This is a genomic window from Nocardia sp. NPDC004573 (genome assembly GCF_053602135.1).
On record NZ_JBSGDA010000006.1, the window covers coordinates 176,533 to 196,395 of the forward strand.

General features: G+C 68.6%; 21 protein-coding genes. 11 read left to right on the forward strand and 10 right to left on the reverse strand.

What is annotated here, in order from left to right; all coding sequences use genetic code 11:
• Positions 1 to 113: 113 nt before the first annotated feature.
• From ACWEKR_RS12350 to ACWEKR_RS12375, 6 genes are all read right to left on the reverse strand, one after another.
• On the reverse strand, positions 114 to 470 hold the full coding sequence (locus tag ACWEKR_RS12350; protein WP_452354552.1) for a VOC family protein: 357 nt from the start codon (positions 468 to 470) through the stop codon (positions 114 to 116).
• A 37-nt stretch (positions 471 to 507) separates the two neighbouring features.
• Positions 508 to 1,335 (reverse strand): class II fructose-bisphosphate aldolase, encoded by an 828-nt coding sequence (locus ACWEKR_RS12355; protein WP_452354553.1) that lies wholly within the window; start codon positions 1,333 to 1,335, stop codon positions 508 to 510.
• Positions 1,336 to 1,581: 246 nt separating this feature from the next.
• Positions 1,582 to 2,523, reverse strand: a complete 942-nt coding sequence (locus ACWEKR_RS12360; RefSeq protein ID WP_452354554.1) for a hexose kinase — start codon at positions 2,521 to 2,523, stop codon at positions 1,582 to 1,584.
• Positions 2,524 to 2,531: 8 nt separating this feature from the next.
• Positions 2,532 to 3,692: an N-acetylglucosamine-6-phosphate deacetylase gene (locus ACWEKR_RS12365; protein ID WP_452354555.1), complete on the reverse strand. Its 1,161-nt coding sequence runs from the start codon at positions 3,690 to 3,692 to the stop codon at positions 2,532 to 2,534.
• Positions 3,693 to 3,801: 109 nt separating this feature from the next.
• Positions 3,802 to 4,875 carry an ROK family protein gene (locus tag ACWEKR_RS12370; RefSeq protein ID WP_452354556.1) on the reverse strand — a complete coding sequence of 358 codons (1,074 nt, stop codon included), beginning with the start codon at positions 4,873 to 4,875 and terminating at the stop codon, positions 3,802 to 3,804.
• A gap of 460 nt (positions 4,876 to 5,335) precedes the next feature.
• Positions 5,336 to 6,232: an SIS domain-containing protein gene (locus ACWEKR_RS12375; protein WP_452354557.1), complete on the reverse strand. Its 897-nt coding sequence runs from the start codon at positions 6,230 to 6,232 to the stop codon at positions 5,336 to 5,338.
• Positions 6,233 to 6,391: 159 nt separating this feature from the next.
• Between ACWEKR_RS12375 and ACWEKR_RS12380 the strand changes: the two genes are divergently transcribed.
• The 5 genes from ACWEKR_RS12380 (at position 6,392) to ACWEKR_RS12400 (ending at position 11,151) form a co-directional block, all read left to right on the forward strand.
• Positions 6,392 to 7,642: an extracellular solute-binding protein gene (locus tag ACWEKR_RS12380; protein ID WP_452354558.1), complete on the forward strand. Its 1,251-nt coding sequence runs from the start codon at positions 6,392 to 6,394 to the stop codon at positions 7,640 to 7,642.
• A gap of 1 nt (position 7,643) precedes the next feature.
• On the forward strand, positions 7,644 to 8,525 hold the full coding sequence (locus ACWEKR_RS12385; RefSeq protein WP_281875915.1) for a carbohydrate ABC transporter permease: 882 nt from the start codon (positions 7,644 to 7,646) through the stop codon (positions 8,523 to 8,525).
• The gene (locus ACWEKR_RS12390) at positions 8,522 to 9,406 is read left to right on the forward strand and encodes a carbohydrate ABC transporter permease (RefSeq protein ID WP_452354559.1); all 885 of its coding nucleotides are present in this window, start codon (positions 8,522 to 8,524) and stop codon (positions 9,404 to 9,406) included. Before ACWEKR_RS12385 ends, ACWEKR_RS12390 begins: the two co-directional genes overlap by 4 nt.
• A gap of 92 nt (positions 9,407 to 9,498) precedes the next feature.
• A complete protein-coding gene (locus tag ACWEKR_RS12395; RefSeq protein WP_452354560.1) occupies positions 9,499 to 10,260 on the forward strand; it encodes a TetR/AcrR family transcriptional regulator in 762 nt (253 codons plus the stop codon).
• Between the two features lie 99 nt (positions 10,261 to 10,359).
• Entirely contained in the window at positions 10,360 to 11,151 is a 792-nt protein-coding gene (locus tag ACWEKR_RS12400; protein ID WP_452354561.1) for a DeoR/GlpR family DNA-binding transcription regulator, read from the forward strand.
• 278 nt (positions 11,152 to 11,429) lie between these two features.
• Here ACWEKR_RS12400 and ACWEKR_RS12405 read toward each other — a convergent pair whose 3' ends face one another.
• Together ACWEKR_RS12405 and pnuC are read right to left on the reverse strand one after the other, a co-directional pair.
• Positions 11,430 to 12,395 carry a hypothetical protein gene (locus tag ACWEKR_RS12405; RefSeq protein ID WP_452354562.1) on the reverse strand — a complete coding sequence of 322 codons (966 nt, stop codon included), beginning with the start codon at positions 12,393 to 12,395 and terminating at the stop codon, positions 11,430 to 11,432.
• 326 nt (positions 12,396 to 12,721) lie between these two features.
• Positions 12,722 to 13,429 carry a nicotinamide riboside transporter PnuC gene (gene pnuC / locus ACWEKR_RS12410; protein WP_452354563.1) on the reverse strand — a complete coding sequence of 236 codons (708 nt, stop codon included), beginning with the start codon at positions 13,427 to 13,429 and terminating at the stop codon, positions 12,722 to 12,724.
• A gap of 154 nt (positions 13,430 to 13,583) precedes the next feature.
• Here pnuC and ACWEKR_RS12415 point away from each other — a divergent pair, with 154 nt between their 5' ends.
• From ACWEKR_RS12415 to ACWEKR_RS12430, 4 genes are all read left to right on the forward strand, one after another.
• Positions 13,584 to 14,387, forward strand: coding sequence for an ABC transporter ATP-binding protein (locus ACWEKR_RS12415; RefSeq protein ID WP_452354564.1), 804 nt, complete (start codon positions 13,584 to 13,586; stop codon positions 14,385 to 14,387).
• Positions 14,388 to 14,511: 124 nt separating this feature from the next.
• Complete coding sequence (locus tag ACWEKR_RS12420; RefSeq protein WP_452354565.1) at positions 14,512 to 15,258, forward strand: ABC transporter permease; 747 nt, start codon at positions 14,512 to 14,514, stop codon at positions 15,256 to 15,258.
• 34 nt (positions 15,259 to 15,292) lie between these two features.
• Positions 15,293 to 16,090, forward strand: coding sequence for an ABC transporter permease (locus ACWEKR_RS12425; protein ID WP_452354566.1), 798 nt, complete (start codon positions 15,293 to 15,295; stop codon positions 16,088 to 16,090).
• 77 nt (positions 16,091 to 16,167) lie between these two features.
• Entirely contained in the window at positions 16,168 to 17,256 is a 1,089-nt protein-coding gene (locus ACWEKR_RS12430; RefSeq protein ID WP_452354567.1) for an ABC transporter substrate-binding protein, read from the forward strand.
• On the opposite strand, the gene ACWEKR_RS12435 is transcribed toward ACWEKR_RS12430, so the two are convergent.
• Positions 17,257 to 18,294, reverse strand: coding sequence for an XdhC family protein (locus ACWEKR_RS12435; protein ID WP_452354568.1), 1,038 nt, complete (start codon positions 18,292 to 18,294; stop codon positions 17,257 to 17,259). It abuts the gene before it with no gap.
• Positions 18,295 to 18,307: 13 nt separating this feature from the next.
• Positions 18,308 to 18,904 (reverse strand): nucleotidyltransferase family protein, encoded by a 597-nt coding sequence (locus tag ACWEKR_RS12440; protein WP_452354569.1) that lies wholly within the window; start codon positions 18,902 to 18,904, stop codon positions 18,308 to 18,310.
• Positions 18,905 to 19,040: 136 nt separating this feature from the next.
• On the opposite strand from ACWEKR_RS12440, the gene uraD reads away from it, so the two are divergent.
• Together uraD and uraH are read left to right on the forward strand one after the other, a co-directional pair.
• Positions 19,041 to 19,544 (forward strand): 2-oxo-4-hydroxy-4-carboxy-5-ureidoimidazoline decarboxylase, encoded by a 504-nt coding sequence (uraD, locus tag ACWEKR_RS12445; protein ID WP_452354570.1) that lies wholly within the window; start codon positions 19,041 to 19,043, stop codon positions 19,542 to 19,544.
• On the forward strand, positions 19,541 to 19,858 hold the full coding sequence (gene uraH, locus ACWEKR_RS12450; protein WP_159841481.1) for a hydroxyisourate hydrolase: 318 nt from the start codon (positions 19,541 to 19,543) through the stop codon (positions 19,856 to 19,858). Before uraD ends, uraH begins: the two co-directional genes overlap by 4 nt.
• Positions 19,859 to 19,863: the final 5 nt, after the last annotated feature.

Below are 19,863 nucleotides of genomic sequence, written 5' to 3' on the forward strand. Positions count from 1 at the left end.
GGCCGACGGCGCGCCAACCCCTCGCACGCGCCGCCGGCCGATCGCTTTCGCGAGGGCACATGGCTGCGGCGAAACGCGAGAAGCCCTTTCGATGGTGTGCCACTCGTGGCGGGTCAGCGGTGTTCGATGCAGAACTCGTTGCCTTCGGGGTCGCGGAGGGTGGCCCAGCCCAGGCCGTCGGGGGTTCGGTGGTCTTCGTAGAGAGTGGCGCCGAGGGTGCGGGCGCGGTCGACTTCCTCGTCGCGGGTGCGCGTGGTGGGCATCCAGTCCAGGTGGACGCGGTTTTTCACCGCTTTCGTCTCTGGTACTCGGATGAACAGCAGCCCCGGTGTTCCTTCTGGCGCCTCCAGGCGGGCCCAGTCGTCGTCGGGCCCGTTCCCGTCCGTTACCGGCCATCCGGTGAAGGCGCTCCAGAACGACGCGAGGGCGAAGGGGTCCGAACAGTCGACCGTGACGTGTCGAATGATCATCTCCCCAGCCAATCATCCGGGCGCGTTGTCGTGCGGGTCAAACGGCGAGGAGGCGGAGGAAGTGTTCGACTTCCGACCGGATGGCGGTGCGGGCGGGGGCGAGGTACTCGCGTGGGTCGGCGAGTTCGGGGTCCTGCGTGAGGTGCTCACGGATGGCGGCCGTCATCCGGATGTTGAGGCGGGTGGCGATGTTGATTTTCGTCATGCCGTGTTCGACGGCGGCGCGCAGGCCGTGGTCGGGGACGCCGGAGGAGCCGTGCAGCACCAGGGGGACGGGAATTTTCGCGGCCAGATGGGCGATCAGGTCGTTGTCGAGTTCGGCGGTGCGCGTGTGCATGGCATGCGACGAGCCGACGGCGACCGCGAGCGCGTCGACACCGGTGGCGCTCACGAATTCGACCGCCTCGTCCGGATCGGTGCGCGCGCCGGGCGCGTGGACGCCGTCCTTGCCGCCCACCTCCCCGAGTTCGGCTTCGATGTGCACACCGCGTCCGTGGCACCACGCGGTGATCGCGGTGGTCGCGGCGACGTTGTCGGCGTAGTCGAGGGCGGAGCCGTCGTACATGACCGAGCGGATGCCGAGATCAACTGCCTGGTGGATCAATTCGGTGCTGGTGGCGTGGTCCAGATGGACCGCGACCGCGGCGTCGCTGTCGGCGGCGATGCGCAGGCAGGCGAGCGCCAGTGGGGCGATGCCGCCGTGATAGCGCGCGGTGTTCTCGGAAAGTTGCAGCACCACCGGCCGCTTCGCCGATTCCGCGGCGGCCGCGATCGCCTCGGCGTGCTCGAGGGTGATCACGTTGAACGCGCCCAGCCCACCCGGCCGGGCCGCGGTGATCAGGTCGGGTATCGAGGTCAGCGGCATAGTGCGTGCTTTCGGTTGAGCGAACGGCGTATTTGCGGCCCCATGACGCGCCCATCGCACCATGCCCGGCGGCGGCACGTGCCGAGCCGCCGCGGCTGTCGACACCGACCGTTCGGGCCGGCTGCACGTGTGGACTGGACTCGCGCCGTTGCGGGCTCGGCCACGACGGCACGACCTCGCGGCGTGCGTTCCGCTTGCCCGCGCGCAGTGGTCCACGGCCGATCGGCGCGCTACCGGGCGCGGCGGTCATGGGGAAGCCTTCTGCGGTGTGGGTGAGTCCAGTTCGCGGACTCGGACGGTCGGGGTGAGCCGGGCGCGCAGGCAGCGGTCGATCTCACCGGCCACCGGGATGACGACGGCGGCCGCGGAGGTGGCCACGGCGTCGGCCAGCAGGGTGGGCCAGTCCGGGTGCGGTTCCGACGAGAGGGTCGCGATCACGGCCGCCACCGCGGCGTCGCCCGCGCCGGTGGGATTCCCGGCGAGCGGTTCGGCCAGCGCCGCCGACCACGCGCCGTCGGCGGTCACCGCGGCGATACCCTCGGGGCCGCGGGTCGCGATCACCGCGCGCACCCCGTTGTCGATCAGCGGCTGCACGGCGGCCCGGATCTCGTCGTCGGTCTCCGGCTGCGTGCCGGTGAGGCGGCGCAACTCCGCATTGTTCGGGGTGAGCACGATGCCCGGCACCTGCGCCGCCAAGCGCAGTGCCTCGCCGTCGACGTCGCAGATGGTCGGCACGTCGGCCGCGATGGCGGTGCGGGCGATCTCGGCGGGCAACGAGGGCTCGATGCCGCCCGGCAGGGACCCGGAGATGACCAACCCGGCGATCTCGGGCAGCAGGCCCGCCACCCGGACGGCCAATTGCTCCGCGGCGTGCGGATTGGAGACGCGGGCGCCCGGCTCCCACAGCGCGGTGGCAGTGCCGTCCTCGGACTCGCTGATCACGACCGTGCGGCGTACCCAGGGCAACGCGTGCACGAAGTCGACCGGCATCTCCAGCTCGGCGGCGGCCGCGAAGGCGTGGTCGGAGAACCCGGTGGCCTTGGCGTATTTGCCGAGCTGATTCAGCACCCGGGTCACGTTGATGCCCTTGCCGCCGATGCGCTGTTCCACCGACCGCACCCGGTGGGCCTGCCCGCGTTCGAAGCGTTCGACGCGATAGGTCATGTCGTACGCGGGATTCATTGACACGGTGAGGATCACCTCAACCACTGTCCACGTCTGAGCACCCCGCGCAAGTGGAGATTGTCACTGACTGTCAATATGTCGGCGAATCGGCCGGGCCGCAGGTCACCGATGTCGGTGAGTCCGAGCGCGGTGGCCGGGACCGCGGTGGCGGCGCACACCGCGTCCCGCAGCGGGACATCGGATTCGCGCACGGCACGCGCGACGCACTCCAGCAAGGTGCTGACTCCGCCCGCGATCGACCCGCCCGCGATGCGCGCGACACCGTCGCGCACGGTCACCGGCTGCGGGCCGAGCCGGTATTCGCCGTCGCCGAGGCCCGCGGCCTGCATGGCATCGGTGACCAGCGCGACCCGCCCCGGCGCGGTCGCGAAAACCAGCGCGGCGAAGCCCGGATCCACATGCACGCCGTCGCCGATCAGCTCCACGACGACGTCTCCTGCCGCCGCTGCCACCAGTGCCGCGGCGACGGGGCCCGGGCCCCGGTGGTGCAGCGGCGGCATGCCGTTGGCCAAGTGCGTCACGATGGTTCCTGATCCCCGCGGCCGCAGAGCATTCCGGAACGAGGCATAGTCGGTGTCGCTGTGGCCGAGCGCGACCACCACACCGCTGTCGGTCAGCCGTCGCGCGACATCGGCGTAGCCGGGACGCTCCGGCGCTAGCGTCATCGCGCGCAGATGCGCGCCGCCGGCGGCCAGCAGCCGTTCGGTCAGCCCGAGATCGGGATCGCACAGGAATCGCGGGTCCTGCGCGCCGCAGCGCGCCCGCGCCAGAAACGGCCCTTCGACGTGGATTCCGCCGAGCACGCCTTCTTCGGCGAGTTCGCGCAAGGTGGCGGTCTGCGCCACCATCTCCGCGGCGGGCCCGGTGACCACGCTCGCCACCACCGTGGTGGAGCCGTGCGCATGGTGGGATCGGGCGGCGGACCGTGCGTCCGCGCCGTGCACGGTATCGAACCGGTAGCCGAACCCGCCGTGATTGTGAATGTCCACAAGCCCCGGCAGGACGGTGCCGGAAAATGGCGGCTCAGGTAAATCGGGATGCGCCGCTCGCCATTGCGCGAACGACCGCACGGCCGCGATCCGGTCTCCGGATACCAGCACCACCCCGTCGTCCAGTTCGACGCTCGCCGAGACGATGCGCCCCCGGATGATCAGCTCGGTGTGTGCGGTCATGTCAGTGCCCCCCTTGGTCCGCGAGGTGTGGGTGACGTCCGCGCTGGAAGTCGGCGCGGCGCGGTAGATCCGCCGACCCCAGGTGACGCGGCGTCGTCCGCGCGACCCGTCATGTCAACGCACCGCGACGGGCGAACAGGGCGGCGCCCGCCAGTCCGGCGCGAGCGCCGAACTCACCCAGCATCACTCGGGGCGCGGGGACCAGGCGGAGGCGGTCGGACAGGGCTCGGTGCAGTGGTTCGGTGAGCGCCGCGCCCGCGCCGGCGAGCCCGCCGCCGAGGACGACCAGTTCGGGGCAGGCCGCGTGCACGATACCGACCAGCCCGTCGGCGAGCGCGTCGACCGCGTCCGCCACCACGGCGGCCGCGTCGGGATCGGTGGCCACGAGCGCGAATACCTCTGCGGCGCCGCTCGTCTCGCGCCCGGTACGCCGCGTGTAGGCCCGTGCGATGGCCGCGCCGGAGGCGACCGTCTCGACGCAACCGGTATTGCCGCAGGGGCAGGGCAATCCGCCCACGCGCCGCACCGGCACGTGTCCGTACTCGCCGACCTGCCCGTAGCTGCTGCGCACCAATCGTCCGCCGACCGACAGCGTTCCCGAGATGCCGGTGCCGAGAACGACGACGCACACGTTGTCGTAGCCCCGCCCGGCGCCGTATCGCCATTCCGCCCAACCGGCCACGGCCACATCGTGCTCGATCAACGTCGGCACGCCCCAGCGTTCGGTGAAGCGGTCGCCCACGTGCACGTCCCGCCAGCCGACATTGCTGCTGAACACCGCGACCGACCGGGCGGTGTCGACGATGCCGGGCAGCACCACGGCCGCCCGGCGCACTCGGGCGCGGCCGGATTCCGGCAGGTCGGCCAGCAACCGATCACCCAACTCGCCCATGGCGTCGAAGGCGGCGGGGCCGTGTGGCGTGGCGACCGCGCCCACGGCAAGCACTGCTCCTCCGGCGTCGGTGACCTCTCCTTTGATAGTGGTACCGCCGACGTCCACGCCGAGCACCAAGGCGTCGCTCGGCAGCGCCGCGGTATCCGCCGCTCGGCCGAGCGCGACCGCGGGCTGCCGGTTCGAAACTCGGCGCGCGCTCTGCCGGTCGTCGCGGCCCGCCCAGCCGGGCCCGGCGGCGCTCGATTCGGAGGCGGAGCCCGGTGGCGTCCGCGACTCTTCGATACCCATTCCCCGCACAGTAGTTCTCGGCGGCTCCTTCGCCGGTGCGTGTGTGGTCTGCGAGGATGCCGTGCCCCGCTGTGGGTGTCGCGCCCCCGATACCGGCTCCCTACGTCGGGGTGGCCGCTGCGTTGAGGTATCCGTGGCTTGCGGAGTTGTCGTGGCCCAATGCGGCACTCGGGCCATACCCGATGCGGATACCAGCTTCCGCCGGCCCACAGCGGGTGGCGGGATCGCGGGCGCGCCCATGTGGTCCGGCTTCGAGGCGGTATCCGCCCGCCGCGCCATCGCGTGTGTGCTCCGTTCGATGACGTGCGGTGGCGCACTGCTTGGCGCGGCCGGCGGCTGTGATCGCTCGCCGATGCCGGAAGTCTCCTTCTGCGGTGCGGGGCGGCGGCGGACCGGGTTTCGCGGCGGCATGCCCGAGGTCCGCGCGGCCATCGACCCGGTTCTCATCGCACGCCCTCGGTCACGACTTCAGCACCACCGAGCGATTCAGGCCGCGCGGGTGGTCCGGGTCCAGTCCCAGGTCGGCGGAACGCAGCAGGCAGAGCCGGTGCACCCGGAGCAAGTCGGCCATCGGATCGATGTCGCGGTGTTCCAGGTGCGCACCGGTGGCGGTCACGTCGGCGGCGAAGTCCGGCTCGAGCGGCCCGAAGGCCCAGACCGCGCGGCCCGGTGCGGAGATGGCGATCGGGCCGTGGCGGTACTCGGTCGCCGGATACGCCTCCGTCCAGGACTGACAGGATTCGCGCAGTTTGAGCGCCGCCTCGTCGGCGATGGCCGCCGCGAATCCCATGCCGACGAAACTGATCTGCTCCGCAGCGCGGACCGATGCCAGCGATTCGGCGGGATCCTCGGCGAGGACCGCACGCGCCTGGGCGATCACCGGCGCGAGGTCCTCACCCAGATGGCTGCGCAGGATGGCGAGGGTGGTGGTGGCGAACCGGGTCTGTACCACCGATCGCTCGTCGACCTGGTCGATGAGAATCGGGTCGCCCAGTTCGAGGACGGGCGTGCCGGGACTGGAGCAGATCACCGCGCGCGGGATGTGCGCGGGGATGTCCCGCATGGCCCGCACCACCTCGGTGGTCGTGCCCGAACGGCAGATCACCAGGTAGCGGTCGTAGTCGCGAGCGCGCACGGCGCTGGCGGGCCAGGCGTCGGTGATCCCCCGGCCCGCGCCCTCCCGCAATGCCGCGATCGCGCATGCCATGAAATACGACGTGCCGCAGCCGATCACCGCGACACGCTCACCCGGCCTCGGCAGCGCGGCGTGGTGATCGGCGGCGATGGTCGCGGCGCGCGTCCAGTCGTCCGGCTGGGTCGCCACTTCGGTGGCCAGATGCGGCTCAGGCGTAGGCACCTGAACAGCTTCATCCCGATGATCGTTTATGTCAAATATGCGATCAAATCGGTCACATTTGATCACAATTCAGATTACATTGAGGTGCACGGACGGTGCGTCCTCCCATCATCGGCGGCTCCGCTGGCGCCGGGTGGGTAAATCTGAAAGGTTCTGCTCGTGAAAAGACCGTTTCACCGCGTGCTTGCCGGAGTCGCGATGGTCACCGGCGTCGCGCTGGCCCTCTCGTCCTGCGGGTTCGGTTCGAAGACCGCCGCGGACTCCGCCACCACGATCAACTTCCTCGCCCCCGCCTACAGCGACGGCGCCACGGGCACCAAGGCGCTGTGGGACGGGATCGTCGCCGAATTCCAGAAGCAGAACCCGGGCATCACCGTCAACGTGCAGATGGAGTCCTGGAATTCGATCAACGACGTGGTGCGCACCAAGCTCCAGTCGCCGTCGACCACCCCGGACCTGCTCAACATCGACGCCTACGCCAGTTTCGCGAGCGACGGCCTGCTCTACCCGGCCACCGACATCGTCTCCGCGCCGGTGCTGGCCGACATCCAGCCCGCTTTCGCGCAGAACGCGGCGTTGAACGGCACGCAATACGCGCTGCCGCTGTTCGCCTCCACCCGCACCTTGTTCTACAACGCCGAACTGTTCGAGAAGGCTGGCATCGCCCGGCCACCGAAGACCTGGGCCGAGCTGACCGACGCGGCGAAGAAGATCCAGGCGCTCGGCGGCGGCGTCTCCGGGTACGGGCTGCCGCTGGGCAGCGAGGAGGCGCAGGGCGAAACCTCCATCTGGACCTTCGGCGCGGGCGGCTCCTGGGCCGACGGCGACCGGATCACCGTGGACACCCCCGCGAATTTGGCGGGGGTGCGAGCAATGCGCGAGCTCATCGATGCCGGTGCCACCCAGCCCAACCCGGGCGCGACCGACCGCAAAGACGTGATCAACGCGTTCATCCAGGGCAAGATCGGCATGATCGAAGCGCTGCCGCCCACCATCGGCCAGATCCTGGCGAAGAACCCGGGCCTGCGGTACGCGACGGCGCCCTCGCCGACGAAGACCGGGTCGCCGGTCACGCTCGGGGTGGCCGATCACCTGATGGCGTTCAAGAAGGACGGCGCGAAGGCCGAGTCGATCAAGAAGTTCCTCGACTTCTTCTACTCGGCCGCGGTGTACGCCGACTTCGTCAAGCACGAGGGGTTCATCCCGATCACCCAGAGCGCCACCGCCGCGCTCGCCGAGGACCCGGTCACCAAGGCGTTCGCCGCCACGCTTCCGGTGGCGCGGTTCTACCCGAGCAACAACCCGAAATGGGCTGCGGCGCAGGGCGCCATTCGTCAGCAGATCGGCACCATCGGACAGGGCGCGGACCCGGCTCAGGTCCTGCGCCGGATCCAGGAAGCCGTGAACTGACGTGCGGCGCAGAGGATTGCCGGCGGCGCTGCCGTGGATCGGGCCGTCGCTGGTGCTGATCGCGGCCGTCGTCGCCTTCCCGGCCTGTTACATGGTGTGGACCAGCACCCGGGACCTCAGCGCCTACGGCCAGGACCGCGGCAACGCCGGGCTGGCCAACTATCGGGCCCTGTTCGGGATCTCGGAACTCGGCTCGGTGCTGGTCCACACGGTGGTCTGGGTGGTCGGCGTCGTGCTGGTCACCTTGGTGCTGTCGGCGGCGCTCGCCCAGTTCCTGAGCAAGGACTTCCCCGGGCGCACCGCGGTGCGGATGGCGATCCTGGTGCCGTGGGCGGCGTCGGTGGTGATGACGACGACGATCTTCTACTACATGCTCGACCCCGACGTCGGCATCGCGAATCGGTTCCTGGTCGACATCGGTGTGCTCGATCGCGGTTACGGTTTCACCAAACAGCCCACGCAGGCGTTTCTGGTGGCGATGGGTGTCGCGGTGTTCGTGTCGGTGCCGTTCACCACCTACACCATCCTGGCCGGGCTGCAGTCCATTCCGGCGGAGATCGATGAGGCCGGACGGGTCGACGGCGCGAGCGCGTGGCAGCGTTACCGCTATCTCACCCTGCCGCAGTTGCGTCCGGCGATCGCGGTGGCGACCGTCGTCAACATCATCAACGTGTTCAACTCGCTGCCGATCCTGCAAGTGATCACCGGCAGCATCGCCGGGTTCTCGGCGGATACCACCACTACGCTCACGTTCAAACTGATCCGGCAGAACCAGCAGGTCGACACGGCCGCCGCGATGAGTGTGCTGAACTTCGCGCTGATCATCGTCGTCATCGCGATCTACGCGAAGCTGGTCCGCCCGACGCGGGAGGTGGACCGATGACGGCGCGGGTGGAGGTGCTCGAACGGGAAACCGCGACGCCGGTCGCCGAAGCGGTGCCCGCGCGACGCCGCTGGGAGCTCACCGCGGTTGGCGTGGTGCTCGCGGCGGTGTTCCTGCTGCCGTTCCTCGTGATGGTGCTCGGTTCGCTGAAGAGCAGGGCCGAGATTCTGCGCATTCCACCGACGTATCTGCCGCGCTCCTGGCATCCGGACAACTACGCCACCATGTGGGACACCCCGGAGACGCCCCTGCCGTTCAACCTGGCCAGCACGATCATCATCGCGGTCTGCGCCACCGCGCTGGTGCTGGTCGTCGCGATCCCGGCGGGGTACTACACGGCGCGGCACCGCTTTCCGGGGCGCGGAGTGTTTCTCGGCGTGGTGCTGGTCACCCAGATGTTGCAGCCGACGGTGCTGGTCACCGGGTTGATCCGGGAATTCTTCGCGCTCGGCATCAACGACACCTGGCTGGCGATGATCCTGGTGAACGCCGCGTTCAACCTGTCGTTCGCGGTGTGGATCCTGCACAGTTTCTTCGCCGCGATCCCGGTGGAGATCGAGGAGGCCGCCATGCTCGACGGACTCGGCCGCGCGCAGACGCTGCTGCGGGTGAGTCTGCCGCTGGTCTGGCCGGGCATCGTGACGGCGACGATCTTCGTGATGGTGGCGTGCTGGAACGAATTCGCCGCCAGCCTGGTCGTGCTGACCACGCCGGAGAACCAACCGCTGTCGGTGGCGCTGACCAAGTTCGTCGGCCAGTACGACACCGCGTGGCAGTACGTGTTCGCGATTTCCACCGTCGGCATCATTCCGGTGGTGCTGCTGTTCGCGGTCATCGAGAAGCGCTTGGTGGCGGGACTGACCGCGGGCAGCGTGAAATAGCGTGCGCGCGCCGGACCGCGCGGACGACGGAATCGCCACGGCTCCACCGTCGCACGCGCGGGCGGGGGGTAGCCGCGCGGTAGCATCGAACGGTGACACGGCGGGATCACGGACCCAAGGACGGTCGCAGCTACGGCGGGCTGTCCAAGGAGCAGCGGGTTGCCCAGCGGCAGACCCGCCTCATCGATGCCGCCCTCGAACTATTCGGCACCCAGGGCTACGCGGCCACCTCGATCGAACGCCTGTGCGCCCTGGCGAACGTGTCCACGCGCAGTTTCTACGAGGACATGGGCAGCCGCGAGGCCTTGCTCATCGCCTTGGGCAATCGCATCACCTCCCGCGCGCTGGAATGCGCGCTGGCGGCCCTGGCGGCGACCGAGAACGAGCCCTTGCCCGTGCGCATCGTGGCGAGTTTCCGCGCGTACTTGGGTGTCACGTGTGCCGATGCCCGGCGCGCGCGAGTCTGTTACGTCGAGGTGGTCGGCGTGAGCGCCGTGGTGGAGGAGTGGCGCAGGCAGCAGCGCCGCCTGCTGTCGGCGTTGCTGATCAGCGAGGCCGAGCGCGCCGTCGGCCGTGGCGAGACCGGCCCGCGCCGGTTCGATCTCTTCGCGCTGGCGGTGATCGGCGCGGTCACGTCCCTCGCTCAGGAACTGGTGCAGAGCACGGCGCCGGATGCGACGGTGGGTCTGGACGAAATCTGCGCGGAGATCGCCTATTTCGTGCATTCCGGCCTTTCGTGCCCGCGGGTGGATCCGGCGACGGGCGATCCGGCCGGATATCTCCCCGGCACACCGGTGCTTCGGGAGAGCCACGCGGTCGAGGCCGAGGTGTCTCGAGCCGGACCGGCCCGGTGACGGTCGTGGGAGATCGCTACGGCCGGCACGGGCGTGTGGTCATATTGTTCGCGTGTTCGCCGAAACAGCGGGGTTCCCGCGCGTCCGGGCCGGTGTGAGATGACCGGACCCACGGATCGTCCGCAACGGTGGAGCAGGTTGCTGGAACTGCTCGCCGAATCCGGACGGCTCTCGGTGGAGGAGGCCGCCGACCGGCTCGGTGTGTCCGCCGCGACGGTGCGCCGCGATTTCACCGCGCTCGCCGAACAGCAGCTGGCCACCAGGACGCACGGCGGTGTGGTGGCGACCTCGGTGGCCTACGACCTGCCGGCCCGTTATCGGCAGAGTGCGGGCGAGGCCAAGCAGCGCATCGCCGAACACGCCGCGTCCCTGGTCGATCCGTGCGCGGTGGTGGGAATGAACGGCGGCACGACCACCACGGCGGTGGCCAGATCGCTGGCCGGGCGCACGGATCTCGGATCGGCCGGTGACGAACAGCTCACCATCGTCACGAATGCGCTGAACATCGCGGGGGAGATGGTGCTGCGGCCACACATGCGCACGATCGTTCTCGGCGGTGTGGCCCGGCGGGAGTCCTATGAACTGCACGGACCGCTGGCCGAACGGGCGCTGGCCGAACTGCGGCTCGACGATCTCGTGCTCGGCGTGAACGCGATTTCCGTCGAGGGCGGCGCTCAGTGCAGGCACATCGACGAGGCCGGGGTCACCACCGAGATGGTGCGGCGTTCCGGCCGGGTGATCGTGGTGGCCACCGGCGACAAGCTCGAGCGCACCGCGCTGGCTCGCATCTGCGGCATCGAGCAGGTGCAGGTGCTGGTCACCGATACCGGCGCGGACCCGGCCGCGGTGGAGGGGATTCGAGCGGCGGGCGTGCGGGTCGACGTGGTGTAGGCCGCTGTCGAGCATGCTCGCGCGACCAACTGAAAGCCGTTCAGCCCGACATGGCTATACGCTGTGATCGGGTCTGGCCAATTCCCAAGCAAACTCTCGTTCGGCTCTCGCGATGAGCTCATCACCGGCTGCCGGGTAGGCCAGCGCTATCGCGATCAACGTGGCCTCGACACGAGGGCCGAGACCCGAGTGAGAACCTGGAGCCAGCCCCTCTTTCGCACGTGCCAGGCTCGTATCGAAATTGCGTCGAAGCTGATCGGCTGACAAATCTCTGCCCCTCAAATCAATCCTTCTCTCCGCCACTCCGACTCTGCCGTGTCCACCAGTAGCCCATGCAGAACCTGTGCGGGTTCGCTAGCACGGGCGCCATTCAGCTCGACGTCGGCGAACGCTTCAGCCAAAGCCTCGGTCGGATGGAACTCTCCCCCTTTCCAGAAGCTGTAGCTACTCAGCTGATCACGCCATTTTCGGTAGGATTCGTCCATGTCGATTTCAGAGACCTTGTGGCCGTGGTTATTTCGATAATAATCCAACAAAGCGGAATCAGCCCTGTCGAGGGCCGCCGAGCGACCTGCGTAAGTCAGCGCATGGCCGAATTCGTGAACCATTGTGCTATATGCCGGGCCTTGGGATCTCGGGACGAAATGTCCGCTCTGCACCGCTTCCGATACGTCTGTAGAAAGTCTTTTCGGGTCTGTGGCGTACTTGGTGGAGAACGTTATCCGAGTTGCTCTGAGATCGGTACTGCCGACTCTGTCTTCGAGCGCCCTCATAATATCTCCCTCGACGTCGCCTATCTCTACCGATAAAATCCTGGTGTGCGGATACTTGGCAAGCATATCGTCCAAGGCGGCGACGATGCCGCGAACCGTATCCGTATCGACGCCCGGTGTACCGAAGCCATACACCTCGATGCCGTGCCGTTCGCGCAGACCGTCCGCGATCTCTCTGTTGATCTGCTCGTTTCCGCCGGGCCGCCGACGAACGGGAAGTTGTGAACCAGAATTGTTCGGTGGTGGAAAGTCGGCTCTCGGTGAATTGCTCGGCAGACCGGCTGCGGCGGCAATAGTCCGCCCTCCTTGTTCGTCGGACGCCCTGGCTCGGTCGGCAAAGCGACGAAGCTCCTCGGCCCGAGACCGGGCCGAACCTCTTTCGTGCGCCGCATATCTGCTCAATGCCCGGAGTATGTCTTCGGCGCCGTCGCGAAAAGCTCGGGAAACCCCATGGAAACGCGCGGGGAACATATGCCGAACCTCGAGACAAATCTACGTGCAAATTGACGATCCGACGACGCGGCCACCATGGTGCGTGTGGATGGACCGTTTGCTGTGAACCCTAGCATCCGATCTTCTCGGCAGCCGGATTCGGCGGACCAGGCAGGACCGTCAGGCGATGCCGCACATCGACACTGTTTCTTCTCCTGTTTCGAGAATGGTTGCATCGCAGGAGGTTCGGCGTAGTTGGCAAACTTCCGGCGCCGTGCCTATCCCCACTGGTGGGAATTGATGTGGTGGGGGACGATTCCGGACGGTAGCGACGAGGTTACCGATATGTGAACCGGAACAGCCGGTTATTCACCTGCGACGGTGGCCGCTACTCGATCGGGCGCCGCATCGCTGCCGGAGCCGGTGCCTCGGCGCATGGTTCGCACCCAGACGAGGAAGCCCCACACGACAAAGCCCGCGTAGATGAGATACAGAGCTGCCGAGGGGTAGTAGCCCGCCCGCACCAACAGCGGAACGCCGACCAGGTCGACGGCTATCCAGAGCAACCAGAACTCGGCCAGCCCCCGCGCCATGCCGTAGGTGGCCAGGACCGAACCGGTGAAGATCCACGCCTCGGCCCACGGACCGTACGAACCCAGCCACTCGAAGAACTGAGCGAACACCGCGGTGCCCGCGAGCATCGCGGCCACGAGCACCACGCGTTCGCGCGTACTCGCCCAACGCGGGTCGACGCCGCGCTGGGTCGAGCCGGTCTCCCGCGCCGCGTGGCGGTACCAGCGCCACCAGCCGTAGACGCTGACCGCGACGAACATGAGCTGGCGTCCGGCCTGTCCCGCCATGTTCAGCTGCTGCGGAGTATGGAAAACGCCGCCGACGAACACGGTGAACAGCAGGGCGTTCCCGGCGATGCCCGCCGGCCAGGCCCACACGCGCCGCCGCATGCCGCCGATCGCGGACGCCAACCCGAAGCCGTTGCCGATCACCTCGCGCCAGAGCATCTCCGAGCCCGCGACGTGCAGCTTGGCGTCGAGCAGCGTGATGATCGGGTTCACCTGTCGTGTAACCCGCGGCGGGGCGTATCTCATCCGATCGGATCGCCGCGATTCGAAATCCGCTTCGCCGCCGCGGTGCGGACCGTAACGATTGCGCAATCTGGCGGCGCGATTCGCAATGTCCGCGCAACGGGGTGCTCTTATCGTGGCCGTCATGAGCACGGAGAGCGGTACCGCCGGGGGGACCGGAATTCATCTCAGCGGATTGACGAAGACCTTCCGGGTCGGGCGGAAGACCGTGCAGGCGTTGGCGAGTGTCGATCTGCACACCGAACAGGGCGCGTTCCTCTCGCTGCTCGGCCCGTCCGGCTGCGGCAAGTCGACGGTGCTGCGCATCCTCGCCGGCCTGGAGACGCCGACCGCGGGCACGGCGCTGATCGACGGGGCGACGCCCGCCGAGCTGCGGGGTAGGCACGCGCTCGGCATCGCATTCCAGGATTCGGCGTTGCTGCCCTGGCGGTCGGTGGCCTCGAATATCGCGTTGCCGCTGCAGGTCGCGGGCATCAAGCCGGGGCCGGGGCAGATCGACGAGCTGATCGGTCTGGTGGGCCTGGAGGGTTTCGAGAAGGCCAAGCCCGCGCAGCTGTCGGGTGGTATGCGCCAGCGCGTCTCGATCGCGCGGGCGCTGGTGGTGCGGCCTGCCGTGCTGTTACTGGACGAACCCTTCGGCGCGCTCGACGACATGACCAGGCAGCGGCTCAATCTGGAGCTGCTGCGGATCTGGACCGAGAAGCCCGCGACGACGCTGATGGTCACCCACGGCATCGCGGAAGCGGTGTTCCTGTCCGACGTGGTGGCCGTCATGAGTCCGCGACCGGGCCGGGTGCTGGAACTGGTCGAGATCGATCTCCCGCGCCCACGGCTGCCGGAGATGATGCGGACGCCGGAATTCCACAAGCTGCACGACTATCTGTCGGAGCTGCTGTTCGGGACCGCGGGAAAAGGAGGCGTCGCATGAACGAGCGCCGGCCAGAGCGCTGCTTGCGCCATCGCGAAACGGGCCGGCAGCGGTCGAGCGCGCGCATCCGGCCGGTGCGCCGGCACCCCTTCGCGCGCTGCGTGCGGCGGACGGGAGACATGGCATGAAGCGCTTCGGCGGCGTGCTCGGCGTGCTCGGGCTGGTCGCGGTGTGGTGGGCGCTCGCGGCGTTCGAGGTCGCGGGCGGCACCGTACCCAGCCCCTGGCAGGTGCTGCACACCATGTATACCGACGGGTGGGGGCTGTACGGCCCCAACTTCCGGATCACCGCGCTCGGCGCGCTGCAAGGGTTCGTCTGGGGCAACGGCCTGGCCATCGCGCTCGCCGTCCTCATCGTGCTGGTGCCGCCGATCGAGTCGCTGGCCACCCAGCTGGCGATCCTGAGCTACTGCACGCCGCTGCTCGCGCTGGGCCCGATCATCCTGGTGGTCTTCGGTGGACGCACCCCTACGGTGTTCCTGGCGGCGATGTACTGCTTCTTCACGACGATGGTCGGCACCGTCGCCGGATTGCGTTCGGCCGACCGGACCAGCCTGGATCTGGTGCGCGCCTACGGCGGCGGCCGCTGGCAGCAGCTGTACCGGGTGCAGGCGGTCGCGGCGCTGCCCGGCACGTTCGCGGCGTTGAAGATCGCCGCGCCGTCGGCGGTGCTCGGCGCGATCATCGGCGAGTACCTCGGCGGCGTGGACAGCGGGATCGGGGTGGCGCTCACCGCCGCGCAGACCTCCTACAACGTGCCGCGCACCTGGGGCATGGCGCTGGCCGCCGCGGCGCTGGCCGGGCTCGGTTACGCGCTGGTGGCGCTGGCGGCCCGGTTGGCCGCGCCGTGGACCGCGCAGGCGGCACGATGAACGTCCGGCCGGGCCGGGACGGGAAGGACGCCCGATGAACCTGTTGCGACGCATCGGGATCTTCCTGTTCCCGCTGGCCACCTCGCTGCTGTTGATGTTGGTGATCTGGTCCGTCTTCCTGCGGGCGTTCCCGCAGGTCGGTCCGCGGGTCGGCAAGACGCCGGGCGACATCTGGACCTACCTGGTGACCGCCCCCAACGCCGCCGCCGCGCGGCAGGCCATCCTGGACGATCTGCAGATCACGCTGCGCGACGCGGCCATCGGGTTCGGCGCGGGCATGCTCGCCGCGCTGGTGGTCGCGGCGCTGTTCGTCTCGTTCGCCGCCGTCGAGCAGACCTTCCTCCCGGTGGCGATGCTGCTGCGCTCGGTGCCGCTGGTGGCGCTCACCCCGATCATCGTGCTGGTGTTCGGCCGCGGTCTCGCCGGGGTCGCCGTGCTCGCCGCGATCGTCGTGTTCTTCCCCGCCCTGGTCATGATCATGGCGGGCTTGCGCAACGCGCCGCGCCAGGCGCTGGAACTGGTGACCGCGTACGGCGGGTCACGCTGGACCGGGTTGCGCATGGTGGCCGTGCCCGCGGCGCTGCCTTCGGTGTTCGCCGCCGCGCGGATCTCGGTGCCGGGTGCGCTGATCGGCGCGTTGCTGGGGGAGTGGTTGGGCAGTGGAACCGGTCTGGGGGCCGGCCTGATCCGAGCGATCCCGACGTTCCAATACAGCAAGTTGTGGGCATCGATCGTCATCGTCACGCTGGTCTCGGTGGTGCTCTACGCGATCGTCGGTGTGATCGAGAACCTGGTGCTGGCCCGGTTCGGCCCGGAAGCGGGACGATTCTGAGCGAACAGACCCGGCGGATTCCGCGCTCGGAACGCCAAAGTAAAGAAAATGAAACGCGCGCCACCTAGATTCGGCCCATGACACCCGCGCACCGCTCCACGTTCGGGCACCTGAACCGACGCTCGTTTCTCCGTTACTCCGCGTTCGCCGGCGCCGCGCTCGGCGGTGCGGGTGCGCTGGCCGCCTGCGGCGGAAGCTCCGGCGACTCCTCCGGCGGCACCACCGCGGACGGCTCGAAATACGGCGGGGTCGCGGTGCAGTTGTCCTGGCTGAAGAACATCGAGTTCGCGGGTGAATACTTCGCCGATTCGAAAGGCTATTTCAAAGAAGCCGGTTTCGGTTCGGTCGACCTGATCGCGGGCGGCGCGGCCAGCACGTCGGTGGAGGCCGGATTGGACACCGGGAAGGTGTGGCTGGGGTTGTCCGCGCCACAGACCACCGCGCCCGCGATCCTGGAGGGCCTGCCCGCCAAGATCGTCGCCACCACGTATCAGAAGAACCCGTTCGCGATCGTGTCCTCCGCGGCGAAACCGATCAAGACGCCAGCGGACATGAAGGGCCGCAAGATCGGTGTGCAGGACACCAACCAGCTGATCTTCACCGCGCTGCTCACCGCCAACGGGTTGAAGCCCGGCGACGTCACCATCGTGCCCGCGCAATTCGACCCCACCCCGCTGGCCAACGGTGAGGTCGACGGATGGGTCAGCTACGTGACCAACGAACCGATCACGCTCGCGGCGAAGGGTTTTCCGACGGCGCACTTCTTGTTCGCCGATTACAACCTGCCGCTGGTCGCCGAGACGCTGACGGTCGCGCAGTCGACCATCGACACCGAGCGTGACAAGCTCAAAGCGTTCCTGGCCGCCGAGATCAAGGGGTGGAAGGACGCGGTGGCGGATCCGGCCGAATCGGCGCGGCTGGCGGTGGAGGTGTACGGCAAGGATCAGAAGCTGGACCTGGCCGAGCAGACGAAGGAGGCTGTGGCGCAGAACGAACTCGTGGTCTCGGCGGACACGGCCGCCAACGGTCTGCTCTCCATGACCGACGCGCTGATCGAACAGAACGTCGCCGCGCTGCGCAGCGCGAAGATCGACATCAAGGCCGCGCAACTGTTCGATCTGTCCGTGCTGCGCGAGGTCTACGCCGAGAATCCCGGCCTGAAGTGATCAGATCCCGAGCCCCACAGCGGTTCTCGGCGTGATCGGGATCTCGCCGCTGTACGGGTCGGCCGGTCGCGCCGGTTGCGCGGCGCGGGCGGCCAGCAGTTCGGCGGCGATCGCCACGGCCATCTCGGGTGCGGTGCGCGCGCCGATATCCAATCCGGCCGGCGAATGCAGCCGCGCGAGCGTCTCCGGGCCGAAACCGCCTGCCTGAAGATCCTCGATACGCCGGATATGCACCTGGCGTGAGCCCATGGCGCCGAGATAGCCGAGCTCGGGTAGTCGTAGCGCCACGGTGAGAAGCGGGATCTCGAAGGTGGGATCATGCGATAGCACGACGATGGCCGTGCTGCTGTCGATCTCCCCGGCCGCGGAGAGGGTGTTGAGGTAGCGGTGTGGCCAGTCCACTACCACCTCGGCGCCGGGAAAAGATTCCGGCGTAGCGAAATTGGGGCGCGAGTCGCAGATGGTCACTCGGTAGCCGAGCAATTCGGCCTGCACTGTGAGTGCGGCGGCGAAGGAATTGGCGCCGAAGATGATCAGTCGCGGCGGCGGGGCGAACGAGGAGACGAAGACGTCCGAATCCGGTAGCGCCAGCAGTTCGGTGGCGTGCTTCTTGTCGGTGATCAGGTGCTGGCCGATCAGGTCGGCATCGGAGTTCCACACCACCGTGAAGACGGTGACCCTGCGGTGCGCCGCGATCTCGGCGGCGACATCCGGGAACTCCGGGAAGTGTCTTCGGGAGAACGGTTCGGTGAAGACGTCGATCATTCCCTCGCCGTTCGCGCCCGCCTCCAAGCCGGTGGCCACGCCGAAGCGGTGCATCGCACGCCTGCCGGTGCGCGCCGCTTGTAGCACCGCCTCGTACGCGATCTCCTCCAGCCCGCCCGCGGCGACCGATCCGTAGACTGCCCCGTCGGGATCGATCAGCATCGCGGAGCCCACCGGCAAGGGGGCGGCGCCCACGGTGCGCACGATGGTGCCAAGTCCGCCGGTCCGGCCCGAGTGCCACACCCGCAACAGGTCGTCGACGATGTCCCGCATCAGCTAGCTCCGATCACCGTGCGGTCCTGGCCGGGAAGTCACGATCGACGCCCGTCGCCAAATCGTCGCACGTGACGCACACCATATCGTCTCTACCGGTCAAATATGTCCGGGCTCCGGAATCTCCCGCCGCCGCCCCGCACACCGCGGTCCAGTGCTTGTGGGCGATAACAACGGGGTGACCCGGTGTGTTGTGAAACACAGCTCGAGCCAGGCCGCTGGGGGCCGTCAGGGCGGCGGCCAGCACCCGGGCGACCACGTCGGCGCCGACATCAGGGGTGTCCACCGGCATGATCGCGGCGTAGCGCGCGGGCGTGCGCGACGCGGCGATCAGACCCGCCCGCAGCGAGGCGCTCAGGCCGGTGGCCCAGTCCGCCGCCCAGACGTGGCGCACCCCCGGCGGCAGATCGATGATCTGCGGTGTGGGGCCGGTCGCGCCGAGCACCACGATGATCGGATCACAGCCCCCGTCGCACAGCGCGGTGACCGTCGTTCGCAACCAGGCGCCGCCCTCGGCGAGCACTTTGGGTTTTCCGTAGCGGGTTCCGGCGCCCGCGGCGAGCACGACGCCGGCGCACGGTGCGACGGCGGAGCGATCAGGGTCGGCCATGCGTAAACGGTAATACCGGCCGGTCTGCGCCGCACGATGGGAAACCGGTGCTCAGACGCATCCATGGAGCGACACGCCGACAGCGATCCGTGCCCTTCCGGTGGCGGCGGGCCCGGGCGTATTCGATGCTGGTCCGATGACGGATCGGCGACCCGGGATCGCGGCGTTCGACGCGCTGTCCGACGACGCCGCCTATCAGGCGGTGCTGGGCTGCTGCTCGTCGCCGGGCTTCGCGCGGTCGCTGGTCGCGGGCCGTCCGTACCGGAGAGCCGAAGCGATGCTCGACGCGGCGGAGGAGTTGTCGGTGCGGCTGCCGGAGCCGGAACTGGACTTCGCGCTGGCGGGCCATCCCAGGATCGGGGAGCGGCCGCATTCCACGGCCTCGGCGCGCGAGCAGGCCGGGGTGGCGGGAGCGGACGAAGCGGTACGCGCGGCACTCGCCGAGGGCAACCGCGTCTACGAAGAACGGTTCGGGCACATCTACCTGGTGTGCGCGAGCGGAAAGTCGGGCGAGGAGTTGCTCACGCTGCTCACCGCCCGGTTGCGCAATGATCCCGAAACCGAAAGGCGAGTCGTGCGAACTGAATTGGCCAAGATCAACCGCATCCGGCTGCGCGCGCTGCTGGCGGAGCTGTCGTGAGCACGCTGAGCACCCACGTGCTGGATGCCGTGCGCGGTACGCCCGCCGCTGGCGTCACGGTGACGTTGTACCACCAGGAGCGACAGCTCGATTCGGGCGAAACGGGCGCGGATGGGCGGATCCGGGCATTGGGCGAAGCGCTCGAACCGGGAACCTATCGGCTGGTGTTCGACACCGGCGCCTACTTCGCGAGGCAGGGGGTCGAAACCTTCTATCCGGAAGTGAGCATCGCGTTCGCCGTGACCGACGAAAAGCGCTATCACGTCCCATTGCTGCTGTCGCCCTTCGCTTTTTCCACCTATCGAGGGAGCTGAGCGAG